This is a genomic window from Stenotrophomonas thermophila (assembly GCF_001499715.1).
GTDB classification, from domain to species: Bacteria; Pseudomonadota; Gammaproteobacteria; order Xanthomonadales; family Xanthomonadaceae; genus Stenotrophomonas; species Stenotrophomonas hibiscicola.
The window spans coordinates 14,396-28,774 of the sequence record NZ_CVIW01000025.1; the positions used below are offsets into that span (position 1 = coordinate 14,396).

At 67.5% G+C, this 14,379-nt stretch carries 16 protein-coding genes; 1 reads left to right on the plus strand and 15 read right to left on the minus strand.

Annotation, left to right across the window (positions count from 1 at the left end; all coding sequences use genetic code 11):
• Nucleotides 1–49 precede the first annotated feature (49 nt).
• The 13 genes from tolA to aspS form a co-directional block, all read right to left on the minus strand.
• A complete protein-coding gene (gene tolA, locus BN1263_RS12580; protein WP_058981543.1) occupies nucleotides 50–1,105 on the minus strand; it encodes a cell envelope integrity protein TolA in 1,056 nt (351 codons plus the stop codon).
• Nucleotides 1,095–1,523 carry a protein TolR gene (gene tolR / locus BN1263_RS12585; protein WP_006438804.1) on the minus strand — a complete coding sequence of 143 codons (429 nt, stop codon included), beginning with the start codon at nucleotides 1,521–1,523 and terminating at the stop codon, nucleotides 1,095–1,097. The genes tolA and tolR overlap by 11 nt, the downstream gene beginning before the upstream one ends.
• A 24-nt stretch (nucleotides 1,524–1,547) precedes the next feature.
• Nucleotides 1,548–2,327: a protein TolQ gene (gene tolQ / locus BN1263_RS12590; RefSeq protein ID WP_005410752.1), complete on the minus strand. Its 780-nt coding sequence runs from the start codon at nucleotides 2,325–2,327 to the stop codon at nucleotides 1,548–1,550.
• A 10-nt stretch (nucleotides 2,328–2,337) separates the two neighbouring features.
• Nucleotides 2,338–2,769, minus strand: coding sequence for a tol-pal system-associated acyl-CoA thioesterase (gene ybgC, locus BN1263_RS12595; RefSeq protein WP_058981545.1), 432 nt, complete (start codon nucleotides 2,767–2,769; stop codon nucleotides 2,338–2,340).
• Nucleotides 2,759–3,799, minus strand: a complete 1,041-nt coding sequence (gene ruvB / locus BN1263_RS12600; RefSeq protein ID WP_019660129.1) for a Holliday junction branch migration DNA helicase RuvB — start codon at nucleotides 3,797–3,799, stop codon at nucleotides 2,759–2,761. The genes ybgC and ruvB overlap by 11 nt, the downstream gene beginning before the upstream one ends.
• A 126-nt stretch (nucleotides 3,800–3,925) precedes the next feature.
• On the minus strand, nucleotides 3,926–5,845 hold the full coding sequence (locus BN1263_RS12605) for a potassium transporter Kup (protein WP_058981547.1): 1,920 nt from the start codon (nucleotides 5,843–5,845) through the stop codon (nucleotides 3,926–3,928).
• A gap of 49 nt (nucleotides 5,846–5,894) precedes the next feature.
• Nucleotides 5,895–6,488 carry a Holliday junction branch migration protein RuvA gene (ruvA, locus tag BN1263_RS12610; protein WP_019660131.1) on the minus strand — a complete coding sequence of 198 codons (594 nt, stop codon included), beginning with the start codon at nucleotides 6,486–6,488 and terminating at the stop codon, nucleotides 5,895–5,897.
• 13 nt (nucleotides 6,489–6,501) lie between these two features.
• Nucleotides 6,502–7,023, minus strand: a complete 522-nt coding sequence (gene ruvC / locus BN1263_RS12615) for a crossover junction endodeoxyribonuclease RuvC (protein ID WP_019660132.1) — start codon at nucleotides 7,021–7,023, stop codon at nucleotides 6,502–6,504.
• A 105-nt stretch (nucleotides 7,024–7,128) separates the two neighbouring features.
• Entirely contained in the window at nucleotides 7,129–7,860 is a 732-nt protein-coding gene (locus BN1263_RS12620) for a YebC/PmpR family DNA-binding transcriptional regulator (protein WP_019660133.1), read from the minus strand.
• A 247-nt stretch (nucleotides 7,861–8,107) separates the two neighbouring features.
• On the minus strand, nucleotides 8,108–8,740 hold the full coding sequence (locus BN1263_RS12625) for an esterase/lipase family protein (RefSeq protein ID WP_019660134.1): 633 nt from the start codon (nucleotides 8,738–8,740) through the stop codon (nucleotides 8,108–8,110).
• Between the two features lie 75 nt (nucleotides 8,741–8,815).
• On the minus strand, nucleotides 8,816–9,337 hold the full coding sequence (locus BN1263_RS12630) for a GNAT family N-acetyltransferase (RefSeq protein ID WP_058981549.1): 522 nt from the start codon (nucleotides 9,335–9,337) through the stop codon (nucleotides 8,816–8,818).
• Nucleotides 9,338–9,368: 31 nt separating this feature from the next.
• Nucleotides 9,369–9,689: a hypothetical protein gene (locus BN1263_RS12635; RefSeq protein ID WP_049441305.1), complete on the minus strand. Its 321-nt coding sequence runs from the start codon at nucleotides 9,687–9,689 to the stop codon at nucleotides 9,369–9,371.
• A gap of 16 nt (nucleotides 9,690–9,705) precedes the next feature.
• Nucleotides 9,706–11,457 (minus strand): aspartate--tRNA ligase, encoded by a 1,752-nt coding sequence (gene aspS, locus BN1263_RS12640; RefSeq protein WP_058981551.1) that lies wholly within the window; start codon nucleotides 11,455–11,457, stop codon nucleotides 9,706–9,708.
• Nucleotides 11,458–11,614: 157 nt separating this feature from the next.
• On the opposite strand from aspS, the gene BN1263_RS12645 reads away from it, so the two are divergent.
• On the plus strand, nucleotides 11,615–12,355 hold the full coding sequence (locus BN1263_RS12645) for a DUF3011 domain-containing protein (RefSeq protein ID WP_058981553.1): 741 nt from the start codon (nucleotides 11,615–11,617) through the stop codon (nucleotides 12,353–12,355).
• Nucleotides 12,356–12,404: 49 nt separating this feature from the next.
• On the opposite strand, the gene BN1263_RS12650 is transcribed toward BN1263_RS12645, so the two are convergent.
• Both BN1263_RS12650 and BN1263_RS12655 read right to left on the minus strand, forming a co-directional pair.
• Complete coding sequence (locus BN1263_RS12650; protein WP_058981554.1) at nucleotides 12,405–13,046, minus strand: hypothetical protein; 642 nt, start codon at nucleotides 13,044–13,046, stop codon at nucleotides 12,405–12,407.
• Between the two features lie 53 nt (nucleotides 13,047–13,099).
• Nucleotides 13,100–14,314 (minus strand): cation:proton antiporter, encoded by a 1,215-nt coding sequence (locus BN1263_RS12655; protein WP_058981556.1) that lies wholly within the window; start codon nucleotides 14,312–14,314, stop codon nucleotides 13,100–13,102.
• Nucleotides 14,315–14,379: the final 65 nt, after the last annotated feature.

Here is a 14,379-nt window from a genome sequence, read left to right on the forward strand (position 1 = left end):
CGCGACATCCGTGGGCAGGAGTGGCCCGAGCCCCCCTGCCCTGCCCGCCTCAGCGATCCTGGGCGGTAAAGGTGAAGTTGAGCGTACGCGCGAACACCGACTCGAAGCCGCGGTACGGCAGTGGCTGCGCATTGAGCACCGCGGCCTCGATCGAACGCTTGCCGGCCTCGTCGTAGGGGCAGTTCGGGCTGACCTTGGCCTGCATCACTGTGCCACCCGGAATCTGGGTGATGGTGATCTGGCAGCGCTGGCCCAGCGGCACCGTATCCGGGCGCACCCACTGCGACAGCACCTTGGCCTGGATCGCTGCGGCGTACTTGGCTGAAAGATCGTCGCTGTTGCCACCACCACCGGCCGCCGGCTGGGAAGCGCCGCTGGAGCCGGCAGCGGCACTGCCGGCGGCATTACGCGCAGCAGCCACCTGGCGCAGCTTCTGCTCGGCCAGCTTGGCTTCCTTCTCGGCCTGCTCACGACGGGCACGGATCTCGGCGATCTTCTTCTGCTTCTCGGCCTCGGCCTTGTCCGCGGCCTGACGCGCCTGATCGGCCTGCTTCTTCTTCTCGTCCGCTTCCTGCTGCTTGGCCAGGCGCAGCTTCTGCTCCGCTTCTTCCTGGCGCTTGCGTTCGGTCAGGTCGATCTGCTCCTGGCGGCGCTTGGCTTCCTGTTCCTGCTTGGCCTTCTCCTGCGAGATGGCCAGTGCGCTCACCGCTTCCTGGTCCTTGGTATCCGGCTGCGCGACGCGCTCCTGCGCCTGTTGCTGCTGGGGCGTGGGCGCGTCCTGCGGGCGCGGCTCGGGAATCGGCTGCGGCGGCGGAATGGTGTCTTCCGGCACCGGGATCGGCTCGGCCACCGGCGGCGGCAGGTCTTCCAGCTTTTCCGACTGGCGCAGGGCCTGGCGCGCGGCGGACGCCTCAGACGCGGACAGCGCCAGGCTGGCCTCCACCGAAGGGTCACCGGCGGCGGCATCGGTGTTGCGCTCAGGTGACCAGAACCAGGCCACGATGAAGACCAGCGCGACCAGCAGGTGCACCAGCAGTGCCAGTGCCAGGGGCAGGCCCCAGCCGGGTTCGCGCTGATGCGAAGGTGGCAGGGCGTCAGCGTGCATCGGTGGCCAGGCCTACCTTGTCTACCTTGGCGCGCTTGATCACATCCATCGCGGCGATGACCTTCTCATAGGCCACGGCGCGGTCGGCGGCGACGATCACGCGCACGCCCTTGTCCTGGGCGGCAATGCCAGCCAGGCGGCCTTCCAGTTCCTCGGCCGACACGGCGGCCGGTTCCTTGGCGTCGGGCAGCTTCAGGCTGAGCTGGCCGTCCTGGCGCACCGAGACGATCACCGGGTCCTGCTTGCTTTCCAGCGCCTTGGCGTTGGATTGCGGCAGGTCGACGTCGAAGCTCAGGGTGAGCAGCGGCGCGGTGACCATGAAGATGATCAGCAGCACCAGCATGACGTCGATGTAGGGGACGACGTTGATTTCCGATTTCAGCTTGCGGCGCTTTCGGCGGCCGATGGCAGCGGACATGGCTTGGACTCCCGGGTCAGGCGCTTACTCGTCGCCAGCGCTCTGGCGCTGCAGGATGGAGCTGAACTCTTCGGCGAAGGTCTCGAACCGCACCGACATGCGCTCCACGCGGGTGGTGAAGCGGTTGTAGGCCCACACCGCCGGGATCGCCACGAACAGGCCGATGGCGGTGGCGAACAGCGCTTCGGAGATGCCCGGCGCGACGGCGGCGATACCGGCCTGCGCACCGCTGCTGATCATGTCGTGCATGGTCACCATGATGCCGAACACGGTACCGACCAGGCCCACGTACGGGGCAGTCGAACCGATGTTGGCCAGCAGTTCCAGGTTGCGCTCAAGCTGGTCCACTTCGCGGGTGTAGGTGGTGCGCATGGCGCGCTGCGCGCCTTCAAGCTGCGCACGGCCATCCAGCCGGCGCTTGTCGCGCAGGCGGGTGTACTCGCGGAACCCGGCTTCGAAGATGGCTTCCAGGCCGGTCACGCTGCGGCTGCGGTCGGTGGCTGCGCTGTACAGCTTGCCCAGGTCGGCGCCTGACCAGAAGCGGTTCTCGAACTCATCGGCTTCGCGGGTGGCCTGCTTGAACACGCGTGCCTTGCGGAAAATGATCACCCAGCTGACGAACGAGCCGACCAGCAGGAGCAGCACGATGATCTTCACCGGCAGGCTGGCCTTGGCCATCAGTTCGAGGTAGTTGATGCCGCCGCCGGTGGTGGCCTGGGCAAGGGTCTGTGTCGCGGCGTTGCTGACGTCGGCCGGCAGTGCCTCGGTGACCGTGGCCTGCAGGGCCAGGAGCGTTGCGATCATCCGTTGTTCCTCAGTGTTCGGATTCGGGGTGGAGGTGGGGTTGCAGCACGGCAAGGACGGCCTCGTCCATGCCACGCGGGCGGAAACTGGCCGCGTCCAGTGCGGCGATGCGGACCTGGGCCGACAGCAGCAACTCGCCGTCGCGCAGGATCTGCTGGTCGAAGACCATGCTGGCCTTCTTCAGCTGGACCAGACGGGCGCTCACCTGCAGGGTGTCATCCAGCCGTGCCGGCCTGATGAAATCTATCTGCATCGAGCGCACCGCGAAGACCATCCCATGCTCGGCGCGCATGCGCTCCTGGCCGTAGCCGAGCGCACGCATCCATTCGGTCCGGGCCCGTTCCATGAAGGCCACGTAGCGGGCGTGGTAGACCACGCCGCCTGCGTCGGTATCTTCCCAGTAAATGCGTGTCGGCCAACTGAATAGTGGCTCAACCAACATCGGGAACCTCCGCGAACAGGTCCTGCGGCGGGTTCTTCGGCTTCAGGCCCATGTGCCGGTAAGCCTTGTGGGTGGCCATGCGGCCACGCGCGGTACGCACCAGGAAGCCCTGCTGGATCAGGTAGGGCTCGACCACGTCTTCCAGCGTGCCACGCTCCTCGGACAGGGCCGCGGCCAGCGATTCGATACCGACCGGGCCGCCATCGAAGTAGTCGACCATGGTCCTGAGCAGGCGCCGGTCGAGCTCATCAAAGCCCTCCGGGTCGACCTTCAGCATCTGCATCGCAGCCTGTGCGACGGCCTCGTCGATGTGGCCGCCGGCCTTGACCTGCGCGTAGTCGCGCACGCGGCGCAGCAGGCGGTTGGCGATACGCGGGGTGCCACGCGCGCGGCGCGCGATCTCCCCTGCCCCATCGGCGGTGCAGTCGATGGCCAGGATCGCCGCCGAACGGCGCACGATGCGGGTCAGCTCTTCGACGCTGTAGAACTCCAGCCGCTGGACGATGCCGAAGCGGTCACGCAGCGGTGCGGTCAACAGGCCGGCACGGGTGGTGGCACCGATCAGGGTGAACGGCGGCAGGTCAATCTTGATCGAGCGGGCAGCGGGGCCCTCGCCGATCATGATGTCGATCTGGAAATCTTCCATCGCCGGGTACAGCACTTCCTCCACCACCGGCGACAGGCGATGGATCTCGTCGATGAAAAGCACGTCGTGCGGCTGCAGGTTGGTCAGCAGCGCAGCCAGGTCGCCAGCCTTCTCGATCACCGGGCCGGAGGTCACGCGCAGGGCCACGCCCAGTTCGTTGGCGATGACGTGGCTGAGCGTGGTCTTGCCCAGGCCGGGCGGCCCGAAGATCAGCACGTGGTCGAGCGCGTCGCCGCGCCCCTTGGCCGCTTCGATGTAGATCTCCATCTGCTCGCGCACCGGGGCCTGGCCGAGATAGTCGGCCAGGCGCTTGGGGCGGATGCTGGCGTCGGCGGCGTCATCCTCGCGGGTGGCGCCGGCGCCAATGATGCGGTCGTCGGTCATACCGTGATTATGCGGTAAATGGTTGCATTCCGGGGCCGGAAGCACGGTAGTGCCGGCCGCTGGCCGGCAACCCCATGAACACCGGTGGTGCGGCGGATGCCGGCCAGCGGCCGGCACTACCAGACCTCAGATCTCGACCTGGGCCCCGAGTTCGACCAGGCGGTTGCCCGGAATCCGGAAGAAGCCGGTGGCCGGGGCGGCGTTGCGATGCATCAGCGCGAACAGCTTGTCGCGCCAGATCGGCATGCCGCGGTTGGCGGTGGCCACGATGGTCTCGCGGCTGGCGAAGAAGGTGGTGTCCATCGGGTCGAAGTAGATGCCGCCGTGGTCGCACGAGCGCATCAGCGCAAGTGGGACGTCCGGGGTCTCCATGAAGCCGAAGCGCACATAGACCCGGTAGAACTCGTCGCCCACCGATTCGATCTTCAGCCGCTGCCCTTCCATCGCATACGGGATCGGCAGGGTTTCCACATGCAGGAACACGTTGCGTTCGTGCAGCACTTTGTTGTGCTTGAGGTTGTGCATCAGTGCGTGCGGGGCCACGGTCGGATCCGCAGTGAGGAACACGGCGGTGCCCGGCACGCGTACCGGCGGCGCCAGCATCAGGCCCGGCAGGAAGGTATCCAGGCGGATGCCGTCCTTGCGGATCTCATCGCGCAGCAGCTCGCGGCCCCGGCGCCAGGTACGCATCATGGTGAACAGGAAGATGCCCAGCACTACCGGGAACCAGGCGCCCTGCAGCAGCTTGGCGCCGTTGGCGATGACAAAGCCGAGGTCGATGATGAAGAACACCACGCACAGGGGCAGCAGCCAGGCGCGTGCCTTCGGCCACAACGAGCGGGCCACCAGGGCCAGCAGCAGGGTATCGATCAGCATGGTGGCCGACACCGAGATGCCGTAGGCCACGGCCAGGTTGGACGAGCTGCGGAAGGCCAGCACCAGGCCGATCACCATCACCGCGATGCCCCAGTTGATGCCCGGGATGTAGATCTGTCCGATGGTGTCATGCGAGGTGTGCTTGATGCGCATGCGCGGGATGTAGCCCAGCTGCATCGCCTGGCGCGAGACCGAGAACGCACCGGTGATGACCGACTGCGAGGCAATCACCGCCGCCATGGTGGCCAGGATGATCATCGGGTACAGCGCCCACGACGGCACTGCCTCAAAGAACGGGTTCTTCAGCGCCTCGGGATGGTTGAGCACCAGTGCGCCCTGCCCCAGGTAGTTCAGCACCAGGCACGGCAGCACGAAGAAGTACCAGGCATGGCGGATCGGCTTGGCACCGAAGTGGCCCATGTCGGCGTACAGCGCTTCGCCGCCGGTCACCGCCAGTACCACCGCACCGAGGATGAAGATGCCGTGCCAGCTGTGCTCCATGAAGAAGCGGATCGCCCACCACGGGTTGAAGGCTTTCAGCACTTCCGGCGCATCCACGATGTTGTAGATGCCGATCGCCGCCAGCGAAATGAACCAGACCGACGTGATCGGGCCGAACGCCTTGCCGATCTTTTCGGTGCCGAAGCGCTGCGCCGCGAACACCATCAGCAGCACCACCACCGTGATCGGCACGATGAAGGCATGCAGGCCGGGCGCGGCCACCTCCAGGCCTTCGACCGCGCCAAGCACCGAGATCGCCGGGGTGATCACGCCGTCGCCGAAGAACAGCGAGGCGCCGAAGATGCCAAGGATGCCCACCACGTAGGCCGAGCGCGACCCGTTGCGCAGGGTGCGCTGGGTCAGCGCCATCAGCGCCATGATGCCGCCCTCGCCGTCATTGTCGGCGCGCATGATGATGGTCACGTACTTCAGCGTGACCACGATGTTCAGTGCCCAGAACGCCAGCGAGAGCACGCCCAGTACCGTGTCGTGGTCGCTGTTGAGCCCGTAGTGCGGCGAGAACGCTTCCTTCAGGGTGTACAGCGGGCTGGTGCCGATATCACCGAAGACCACGCCGATCGCACCGATGATCAGCGCCAGGCCTCCGGCGGGAGGAGCGTGACCGTGGCCGCCGGGGGCAGCTGCGTGCGTGGTTTGACTGCTGGACATGGGACTCCTGGCGAGGCTCAGGCGGTTCGTTGAGAGAAAGGAAGCCGACTCAGCGCAGCGCGGACTGCAGCGCCTTGCGGATCACGGTGGCCACTTCATCGCCTTCAGTGAAGGCGTCGCGGGCCATGCGGGCCGCTTCAGCAGGCTTGTAGCCCAGCTGCTGCAGCGCCACGGTGGCATCGGAAAGCGGGTCGGCCGCGGCCGGGCCGCTGCCGGTGGGCAGCGCGCCGCCGGCACCGAACTGGGCGGCGCGGTCGCGCAGTTCCAGCACCATGCGCTCGGCGGTCTTCTTGCCGATGCCCGGAATGCGGGTCAGCGCGGTGATGTCACCGGCCTGGACCATGCGCGCGAATTCCTCGACGGTGACCCCGGACAGCACGGCCAGCGCGATCTTCGCGCCGATGCCACTGACCTTCTGCACGTCGCGGAACAGCCGCCGTTCGCCCTCGCGCAGGAAGCCGTACAGCGAGACGCTGTCTTCCTTCTGGGCGTAATGGGTGTACAGGGTGACCTCGCGGCCGAGTTCGGGCAGGTCATAGAAGGTGCTCATCGGCGCCTCCAGCTCGTAGCCCACTCCGTTCACGTCCACCACCAGCCACGGCGGCGCCTTGTAGGCGACGATGCCGCGCAGTCGACCGATCATTGCGTGCAGCTCCTCATTTGCGGCCCCACGCCTGGCGGGCACTGAGCCCCAGGCGGTTGGCCGTTGCCCTTACGTGGGCATGGGTGATCGCCACCGCCAACGCGTCGGCCGCGTCGGCCTGCAGCTTGGTTTTCAGGTTGAGCATGAGCCCGACCATGTGTTGAACCTGTTGCTTTTCGGCACCACCACGACCGACCACCGCCAGCTTGATCTCGCTGGCGGCATATTCATGCACCGGCAGGTCGCGCAGCACAACAGCGGAAATCGCCGCGCCCCGGGCCTGGCCCAGCTTCAGCGCCGAATCGGGGTTGCGGGCCATGAACACGCGTTCGATGGCCACTTCCTGCGGCTGGAACTCGCGGCACAGGTCGGCCAGGCCGAGCACCAGCAGCTTCATGCGCTGCGGGAAATCGTCCGCGCCCAGCAGCACCAGCGGCTGGTGGTGCACGTAGGTGACGCGCCCGGCGGCGTCGACATCGATGATGCCGACCCCGGTCCGCTGTGAACCGGGGTCGATGCCGAGGATGCGGGTCATGCTGCGCTCCTGGCAGGGTGGAACGGGGTGCGCTGGCAGGCGTATGGGCTCATGACTGTCCGCGGTGACCGTTCAACGGCCCGCGCCCAGGCCGTCGAGGACGGCTCAGGCGTAGGCGTCGGCGCCCAGTTCGGCGTTGGAGTACACGTCCTGCACGTCGTCCAGATCTTCCAGCATGTCCAGCAGCTTCTTGACCTGCAGGGCGACCTCGCCCTCGACCTTGATGTCGTTGTCCGCGCGGAACGTGATTTCCGCGTGATCGGCGACATGGCCGGCGGCGGTCATCGCGTCCTTGACCGCGTTGAAGGCGTCAGGGCTGGTGACCACGTCGATCGAGCCGTCGTCCGGATAGACCACGATGTCATCGGCGCCGGCCTCGATGGCGGCTTCGGTGATGGCCTCCTCGTCGGCGCCCGGGGCGAAGCTGAGCACGCCCAGGCGCTTGAACATGAACGCCACCGAGCCTTCGGTGCCCATGTTGCCGCCGCACTTGCTGAACGCATGGCGGACATCGGCCACGGTGCGCACGCGGTTGTCGGTCAGGCAGTCGACGATCACGGCCACGCCACCGGGGGCGTAGCCCTCGTAGCGGACTTCCTCGTAATCGACGCCTTCCAGTTCACCGGTGGCCTTCTTGATGGCGCGCTCGATCACGTCCTTGGACATGTTCACGGCCAGGCCCTTGTCCACCGCCACGCGCAGGCGCGGGTTGTTGTTGGGGTCGCCTCCACCGCCGCGCGCGGCGACGCCGATCTCGCGGATGATCTTGGTGAAAATCTTGCCGCGCTTCGCGTCGGACGCGTTCTTGCGGGCTTCGATGGAGGGGCCTCTACCCATGGGTGCTACCGTCTGGCTGCTTCAGGATCAAGGCGCGGATTCTACCTGATCGGGCGCTGCAACCGTGTCTAGGCCCGATGGATGCCGCTGCGCTCGCCGGGCATGGCCCGGCGCTACCGCTGGCGATCTGGTGGTGCTTTTCCCGGTAGCGCCGGGCCATGCCCGGCGAAGAGCGTGCGAACCAACGGTTCGCACCCACCCTGGTGCCGTTCGCACGCACCCTGGCAGGCCGTTCGCTCCCACCAACTTACGCGGCGGCGGCGTCGCGGCTGTGGTCGAAACGGCCATGACGCAGGAAATGCGCGGTCTGCCGCGCGGCGTCGGGCGATACCACCAGGCCGCTGTGGCTGGTGCGCACCACGCAATGATCGGCCAGCCCCGGCAGGCGGGTCTCGGCCAGTGCCACGGTGCCGTCGGAGGCATCGTCGATGGCACCCAGCAGGCTGCCCAGCCCATGCGGTACCGAGCCGGCGATCAGGCCAACCTCCGCCCGGCCCTGCCAGTCCGGCAGACCATCGAGCAGCAGCTCGCTGCTGCGGCCCAGCGCCAGGCCCCAGCCGTGCTCGGACAACGAGCGTGCGGTACCACTGCCGCGCAGCGGCGAACCCAGGCAGACCACGCGCTGCACCGGCAGCTGCGGATTGCGCCGCAGCGCTTCCAGCGCCAGCAGCCCGCCCAGGCTGTGGCCGACCAAACTCAGCGGGCCGGCGTCGGCCAGCCGCTCCAGCAGCTGCGGTACGGCCACGTCCGGGCCACCGAACACCGAGGAATAACCAAACGCGTGCACCTGGAAGCCGCGCGCGCGCAGGCGCCAGGCCAGCGGCCCGACCCAGGCGCGGGCATTCCAGATGCCATGCAGCAGCAATACGGGGGGAGTCATGCAAACAGCCTGGCGGTCAGCGGGGCAGGAACGTGAGGGGATTGAACACGCGCGCGCAGCAAGCGGCGGTGAACGTCAGGCCGCGCGCGGTGCGCGGCGCAGGATGAATTCGAGATCGTTGGTGTCGCCCACCGGGAACAGGTATTCGCCGGCCTTCTCGAAACCGTAGCGGGCGTAGAAGCGCTGTGCGCCGAAGTTCTCCGACCACACGCCCAACCACAGCGTGCGCGGGCCTTCGCGCTCCAGCCAGGCCAGCGCGGTTTCCAGCAGGCGGCTGCCCCAGCCGCAGCTTTGCTGCGTCTTGATCAGGTACAGGCGCTTGAGTTCGCCGTCACCGGGCTTCACGTCCGGGTGCGGCAGGCCGCAGGGGCCGGCGGCGGCATGGCCGACCGCCTCCCCATCCAGTTCCAGCAGCCACACCGCGTAATCGGGGTGGGCCAGGATCACGCGCTGGCGCTCGACCGCGTAGGCCTCCTCCAGGAAGGCCTGCAGGTCCTGCGGCGGGTACAGATGGCCGAAGGTTTCAGTGAACGTGCGGGCGGCCAGCGCCGACAGGGTCGGCGCGTCGTCCACAGTGGCGCGGCGGATCGAATACATGCAGGAAGTTGACGCCAGGGCGAAGCAGGGGTCAAGCCTTTTCAGGCGACTCCGCTTCTTCTTCCTCGTCCTCTTCCTCGTATTCCTCTTCGTCCTCGTCCTCTTCTTCCTCGCCTTCCTCGTCCTCGTCGTACTCTTCCTCTTCGTCGTCCTCGTAATCCTCGACGCCGAAGTCTTCACCGTCCCAACGGCCTTCGCCGTCGGCGACGAAGGTCAGGGCCATCGCCGCCGGGTTGGTACCGACGCGGACCAGCCAACCACCGAACACCCGTGCACGCTCGGTGACCAGGTTGGCCTCGGAGCCTTCATTGCCCAGCTTTTCCCACTCCAGCGAAAACGCAAACTCGGTCATTGCCTGGATCTCCTGATCAGTTGGTCTTGGGGCGAACCTGGATGTGCACTTCGGCCAGCTGCGCGTCGACGATCGGCGACGGCGCGTCGGTCATCAGATCCTGTGCACCGGTGGTCTTCGGGAACGGGATGACGTCGCGGATCGACTCGGTGCCGGCCATCAGCGCGGCAATGCGGTCGATGCCGAAGGCGATGCCACCGTGCGGCGGCGCGCCGTAGTTCAGCGCGTCGAGCAGGAAGCCGAACTTGGCGCGGGCCTCTTCGGCACCGATGCCCAGCAGCTCGAACACCGCGCTCTGCATGTCCGGACGGTGGATACGGATCGAACCACCGCCGATCTCATTGCCGTTGAGCACCATGTCGTAGCCGCGCGAAACGGCGGTACGGGCGTTGGCGCGCAGGTCGGCGATGTCGTCCACGGCCGGCGCGGTGAAGGGGTGATGCAGGGCGACGTAACGCTGTTCTTCCTCGTCCCATTCGAACATCGGGAAGTCGGTGACCCACAGCGGCGCCCAGCCGTCGGCGACCAGGCCGAAGTCTTTGCCGGCCTTCAGGCGCAGCGCGCCCATGAAGTCGGAGACCTTGTTGTAGCCACCGGCACCGAAGAACACGATATCGCCGTTGCCGGCACCGACATGGGCCACCAGCGCCGCGAAGCGCTCTTCGCTGAAGAACTTCTGGATCGGCGAGCTGACTTCGCCGTTGTCGGCGATCTTGATGTAGGCCAGGCCCTTGGCGCCGTACTTGGCGGCGTGCGCGGCGTACTCGTCGATCTGCTTGCGGCTCAGCGCTGCGCCGCCCGGGATCCGCAGCGCGGCGACGCGGCCTTCGGCATCGTTGGCCGGGCCGGTGAACACTGCGAACTCGCTGTCCTTGACCAGTTCAGCCACGTCGACCAGCTCCAGCGCGATGCGCAGGTCCGGCTTGTCCGAACCGTAGCGACGCATCGCCTCGGCCCAGGTCATGCGCGGGAAGCTGGCATCCAGCTGGACGTCGACCACTTCCTTGAAGATGGCGCGGATCATGTCTTCGACGAAGTCCTGCACGTCGCGCTCGCGCACGAAGGCGAATTCCATGTCCAGCTGGGTGAACTCCAGCTGGCGGTCGGCACGCAGTGCTTCATCGCGGAAGCAGCGCGCGATCTGGTAGTAACGGTCGAAGCCGGCCACCATCAGGATCTGCTTGAACAGCTGCGGGCTCTGCGGCAGGGCATAGAACTCGCCCGGGTGCATGCGCGCCGGCACCAGGAAGTCGCGCGCGCCTTCCGGGGTGGCCTTGGTCAGGATCGGGGTCTCGATGTCCTGGAAGCCCTTCTCGTCCAGGTGGCGGCGCAGGGCCTGCACCAGCTTGATTCGGGTGCGCTGCATGCGCTGCATTTCCGGACGGCGCAGGTCCAGGTAGCGGTACTTCAGGCGGGTTTCCTCGCCCGGGTTCTCGTGCGCGTGGAACGGCAGCGGCGCGGCCTTGTTCAGCACGGTGATGGCGGTGGCGATCACTTCCACCTTGCCGGTGCGCATCTTGTCGTTCACCGCGTGGCGTGCACGCACCACGCCTTCCACCTGCAGCACGTCCTCATAGCCCAGCGACGCGGCCACGGCGAACACGTCGGTGTTGTCGACTTCCACGGTCACCTGCACGATGCCTTCATGATCGCGGAGATCGATGAAGCAGACGCCGCCCTGGTTACGGGCCACGTCGGTCCAGCCGGCGAGGGTGACAGTCTGGCCAATCAGGGTCTCATCGACCAGGCCGCAGAAGTGGGTACGCATGGGGGAAGCTCCGCTGGAGAACGCCGGCACCGGATGGGGGCCGGAAAGCCTCGTATTCTGCGGCCGAGGCCCCGGCCGGGGCAAATCCGGCCAGTCACACCGGCTTGATCGCCTCCCTCCCTATAGTCGGGCACCTACCACCGTATGGGATGCCGCCATGAAACCGCTGTCCCTGGCCAGCCTGGCCGTAACCCTCAGCCTGGGTGCGCTGGGCACCCTGGCCCTGCCCACCCCTTCCGCGCATGCGCAGAGCGGCGTGGTCCGCTGCGAAAGCCAGAACAACCGCGAACGGGTCTGCAACACCGGTTGGCGCAATGCGCAGCTGGTCCGCCAGCTGTCCGGCAGCGCCTGCGACGAAGGCCGCACCTGGGGCAGCCGTAACGGCAGCATCTGGGTCAGCAACGGCTGCCGCGCGGAGTTCGTCGAGGCCCGTGGCGGCTGGGGCGGAGGCAACGGGGGCGGCTGGGGCGGCAACAACGGCCGGCCCGGCGAGACCATCCGCTGCGAGAGCCAGAACAACCGCGAGCGCAGCTGCCCGGTCGGCTGGCGCAATGCCCGCCTGGTCCGCCAGCTGTCCGGCAGCCCTTGCGACGAAGGTCGTACCTGGGGCGTGCGCAATGGCGCGGTGTGGGTCAGCAACGGCTGCCGTGCCGAATTCGCCGAGGCCCGCGGCTGGGGCGGTGGCGGCGGCTGGGGCGGCGGCAACAGCAACTACTCGATCACCTGCAGCAGCAACAACAACCGCACGCAGAACTGCGACTGGGATGAGCGCCAAGGCCGCCCGGTGCTGCAGCAGCAGCTGTCCGGCAGCGCCTGCCAGGAAGGCCGCAGCTGGGGTTACTCGCGTGGGCAGGTGTGGGTGAGCAATGGCTGCCGGGCGCGTTTCGGCACGCGGTGAGAGCACGGCCGGGGTCAGAGCCCTCCGCAGGAGGGATCCGACCCCGGGATCACGGCGCGGGTGCTGTGTCGTCGCCCCACGGTGGCGGTGGCAGGTCGACCGGCTTGCTCAGGTCGAACTGCACGCGGAAGCGGCGGCCGTCCGGGCGCGTCAGTTCGTAGACGAACGTCTGGTCCGGATCGATCTCCATCGCCCAGGTGTTATGCGTGGAAGCCAGCATGTCGGCACGGCGGAACATCGCCACCGAATCGGCATCGGCCGGGAACTGTTGGCGCTCGGCGGTGCCCGGTGGCGTGCTGTCGCCACCGTACAGGGTGATCGCGTCGGGGCTGCCATCTTCGTGGCGGTGGTCGTGCTTCAGGCGCAGGCCGTTGGGGGTGCGGGTCAGCACCCAGGTCCGCGAGTGGTCATCACCCACGTGGAACGGGATGCGCAGCTCATGCGCCGGGTCGGCGCAGCCACGCACATGCATGACCAGGCGCTGCCCGGCGAACGGATCCTTGCCGGTCGGTGCAGGCGTGTCCTCCACCACCTTGCCGGCGTAGGCCTGGCCGCAATGTGCAGCGATGGCGGCCATGAAGGCGTCGGCCGGTGCGGTCGCCAGATCATGGGCGACCGTATCGGAGCGCTGCGTGCACGCAGCGAGGCTGAGCAGGAGGGCGGCGGTAGTGGCAACGGCAATCGATCTCATGCCCCAACCCTAACGGCCATGGACGATGGGCGCAAACCGCGCGCCAGTCCCGCTCAGCGCTCGGCAGACGGTGCTGTCGGCAGTGCTTCGGTCGCCGCCACCGGTGCGGCCTCGCCCTCGCCGGCCGGCTCCTGCTCCACCGGATCAACGTCAAACGGTGTACGGAACACCAGCGACGGCAACAGCGTGGTCAGCGCCGCGTACAGCAGCAGCGCACCGAACAGCACCGCCGGAATCTGGAAGCGCTCGCGCATGATCGCCGCCAGCACCAGGGTGAAGATCAGCGTCGGTGCCAGCGCCAGCGAGACCCGCAGGCTGCTGCGGAAGCTCTCGCCGAACATCACCCGGCGCTGCAGCCAGACCACGCCGATGCGCAGCGGCAGCACCACCAGGGTGATCACGATGCCCAGCCCCAGCGCCTCGAAGCTCAGCGCTTCGGCGGGCACCTTGGTGCCGGCGTTGAAGAAGTAGAACGGCACGAAGAACGAGGCGAACAGGCGCAGCGCGTGCAGGTTCTCGTGCGAGGCCAGCAGCGGCATGCGCTGGTGCAGCAGGCGCGCGACCAGGCCGGCGATGAACGCGCCAACCAGGTAGTACACGCCCAGCAGGTAGGTGATGTAGGCCGCCACCATGCCGACCATCACCAGCAGCGAGAATTCCGAGCCGGGCGCATGCGGTGCCACCCAGCGACCCAGCGCGATGAACAGCAACGGCAGGCCGACCATCATCGCCAGCAGCGCCAGGCTGGACAGCGCCATATGCCCCGGATCGCCGGCCTGCAGCACGACGAACAACGCCGCCAGCGCCAGCAGTTCGCCGGCGATGGCCTTGCTGGTCACCCAGAACCGCTCGTCCTCGCTCAGGCCCAGCCGCGACAGCGAATCCATGATGAAACCGGTGGACGGTGTCAGCAGCGCCAGTGCAAGCAGGCCGGCGGCCTGCCAGGGCAATCCCGCGTAGCGCCAGGCTAGCCAGCCCACGCCGAACAGCGTGCCGGTACGGATCACCAGATGCGCCAGCAGCGGCCACATGCCCCGCCGCAGCGCCTGCAAGTCCACTTCCAGGCCGGCGAACAGGAACAGCGAGGAAATGCCCAGCGTGGCCAGCAGGCCGATCACCGAATCGTGGGCCTGGTCGCCCAGCCAGAGCATGCCGATGATGCCGAACAGCAGGCAGGTCAGCGGCGCGGGCAGGCTGAAACGCTGCAGCGCGCGCGGGATCACCAGCAGCGCGAAGATCAGCAGCAGGTAGATCAGTTCATGGCTCATGGGGGACTTCCGTGTGGTTCGAACGCGCGCAGGATGCGCGCGCCGAACCGATCCGGCAACCCACG

Bases quoted from the DNA above. Each gene is read 5' to 3' on its own strand.
- tolA (WP_058981543.1), bottom strand. From the start codon at position 1,105: ATGCACGCTGACGCCCTGCCACCTTCGCATCAGCGCGAACCCGGCTGG.
- tolR (WP_006438804.1), bottom strand. From the start codon at position 1,523: ATGTCCGCTGCCATCGGCCGCCGAAAGCGCCGCAAGCTGAAATCGGAA.
- tolQ (WP_005410752.1), bottom strand. From the start codon at position 2,327: ATGATCGCAACGCTCCTGGCCCTGCAGGCCACGGTCACCGAGGCACTG.
- ybgC (WP_058981545.1), bottom strand. From the start codon at position 2,769: ATGTTGGTTGAGCCACTATTCAGTTGGCCGACACGCATTTACTGGGAA.
- ruvB (WP_019660129.1), bottom strand. From the start codon at position 3,799: ATGACCGACGACCGCATCATTGGCGCCGGCGCCACCCGCGAGGATGAC.
- BN1263_RS12605 (WP_058981547.1), bottom strand. From the start codon at position 5,845: ATGTCCAGCAGTCAAACCACGCACGCAGCTGCCCCCGGCGGCCACGGT.
- ruvA (WP_019660131.1), bottom strand. From the start codon at position 6,488: ATGATCGGTCGACTGCGCGGCATCGTCGCCTACAAGGCGCCGCCGTGG.
- ruvC (WP_019660132.1), bottom strand. From the start codon at position 7,023: ATGACCCGCATCCTCGGCATCGACCCCGGTTCACAGCGGACCGGGGTC.
- BN1263_RS12620 (WP_019660133.1), bottom strand. From the start codon at position 7,860: ATGGGTAGAGGCCCCTCCATCGAAGCCCGCAAGAACGCGTCCGACGCG.
- BN1263_RS12625 (WP_019660134.1), bottom strand. From the start codon at position 8,740: ATGACTCCCCCCGTATTGCTGCTGCATGGCATCTGGAATGCCCGCGCC.
- BN1263_RS12630 (WP_058981549.1), bottom strand. From the start codon at position 9,337: ATGTATTCGATCCGCCGCGCCACTGTGGACGACGCGCCGACCCTGTCG.
- BN1263_RS12635 (WP_049441305.1), bottom strand. From the start codon at position 9,689: ATGACCGAGTTTGCGTTTTCGCTGGAGTGGGAAAAGCTGGGCAATGAA.
- aspS (WP_058981551.1), bottom strand. From the start codon at position 11,457: ATGCGTACCCACTTCTGCGGCCTGGTCGATGAGACCCTGATTGGCCAG.
- BN1263_RS12645 (WP_058981553.1), top strand. From the start codon at position 11,615: ATGAAACCGCTGTCCCTGGCCAGCCTGGCCGTAACCCTCAGCCTGGGT.
- BN1263_RS12650 (WP_058981554.1), bottom strand. From the start codon at position 13,046: ATGAGATCGATTGCCGTTGCCACTACCGCCGCCCTCCTGCTCAGCCTC.
- BN1263_RS12655 (WP_058981556.1), bottom strand. From the start codon at position 14,314: ATGAGCCATGAACTGATCTACCTGCTGCTGATCTTCGCGCTGCTGGTG.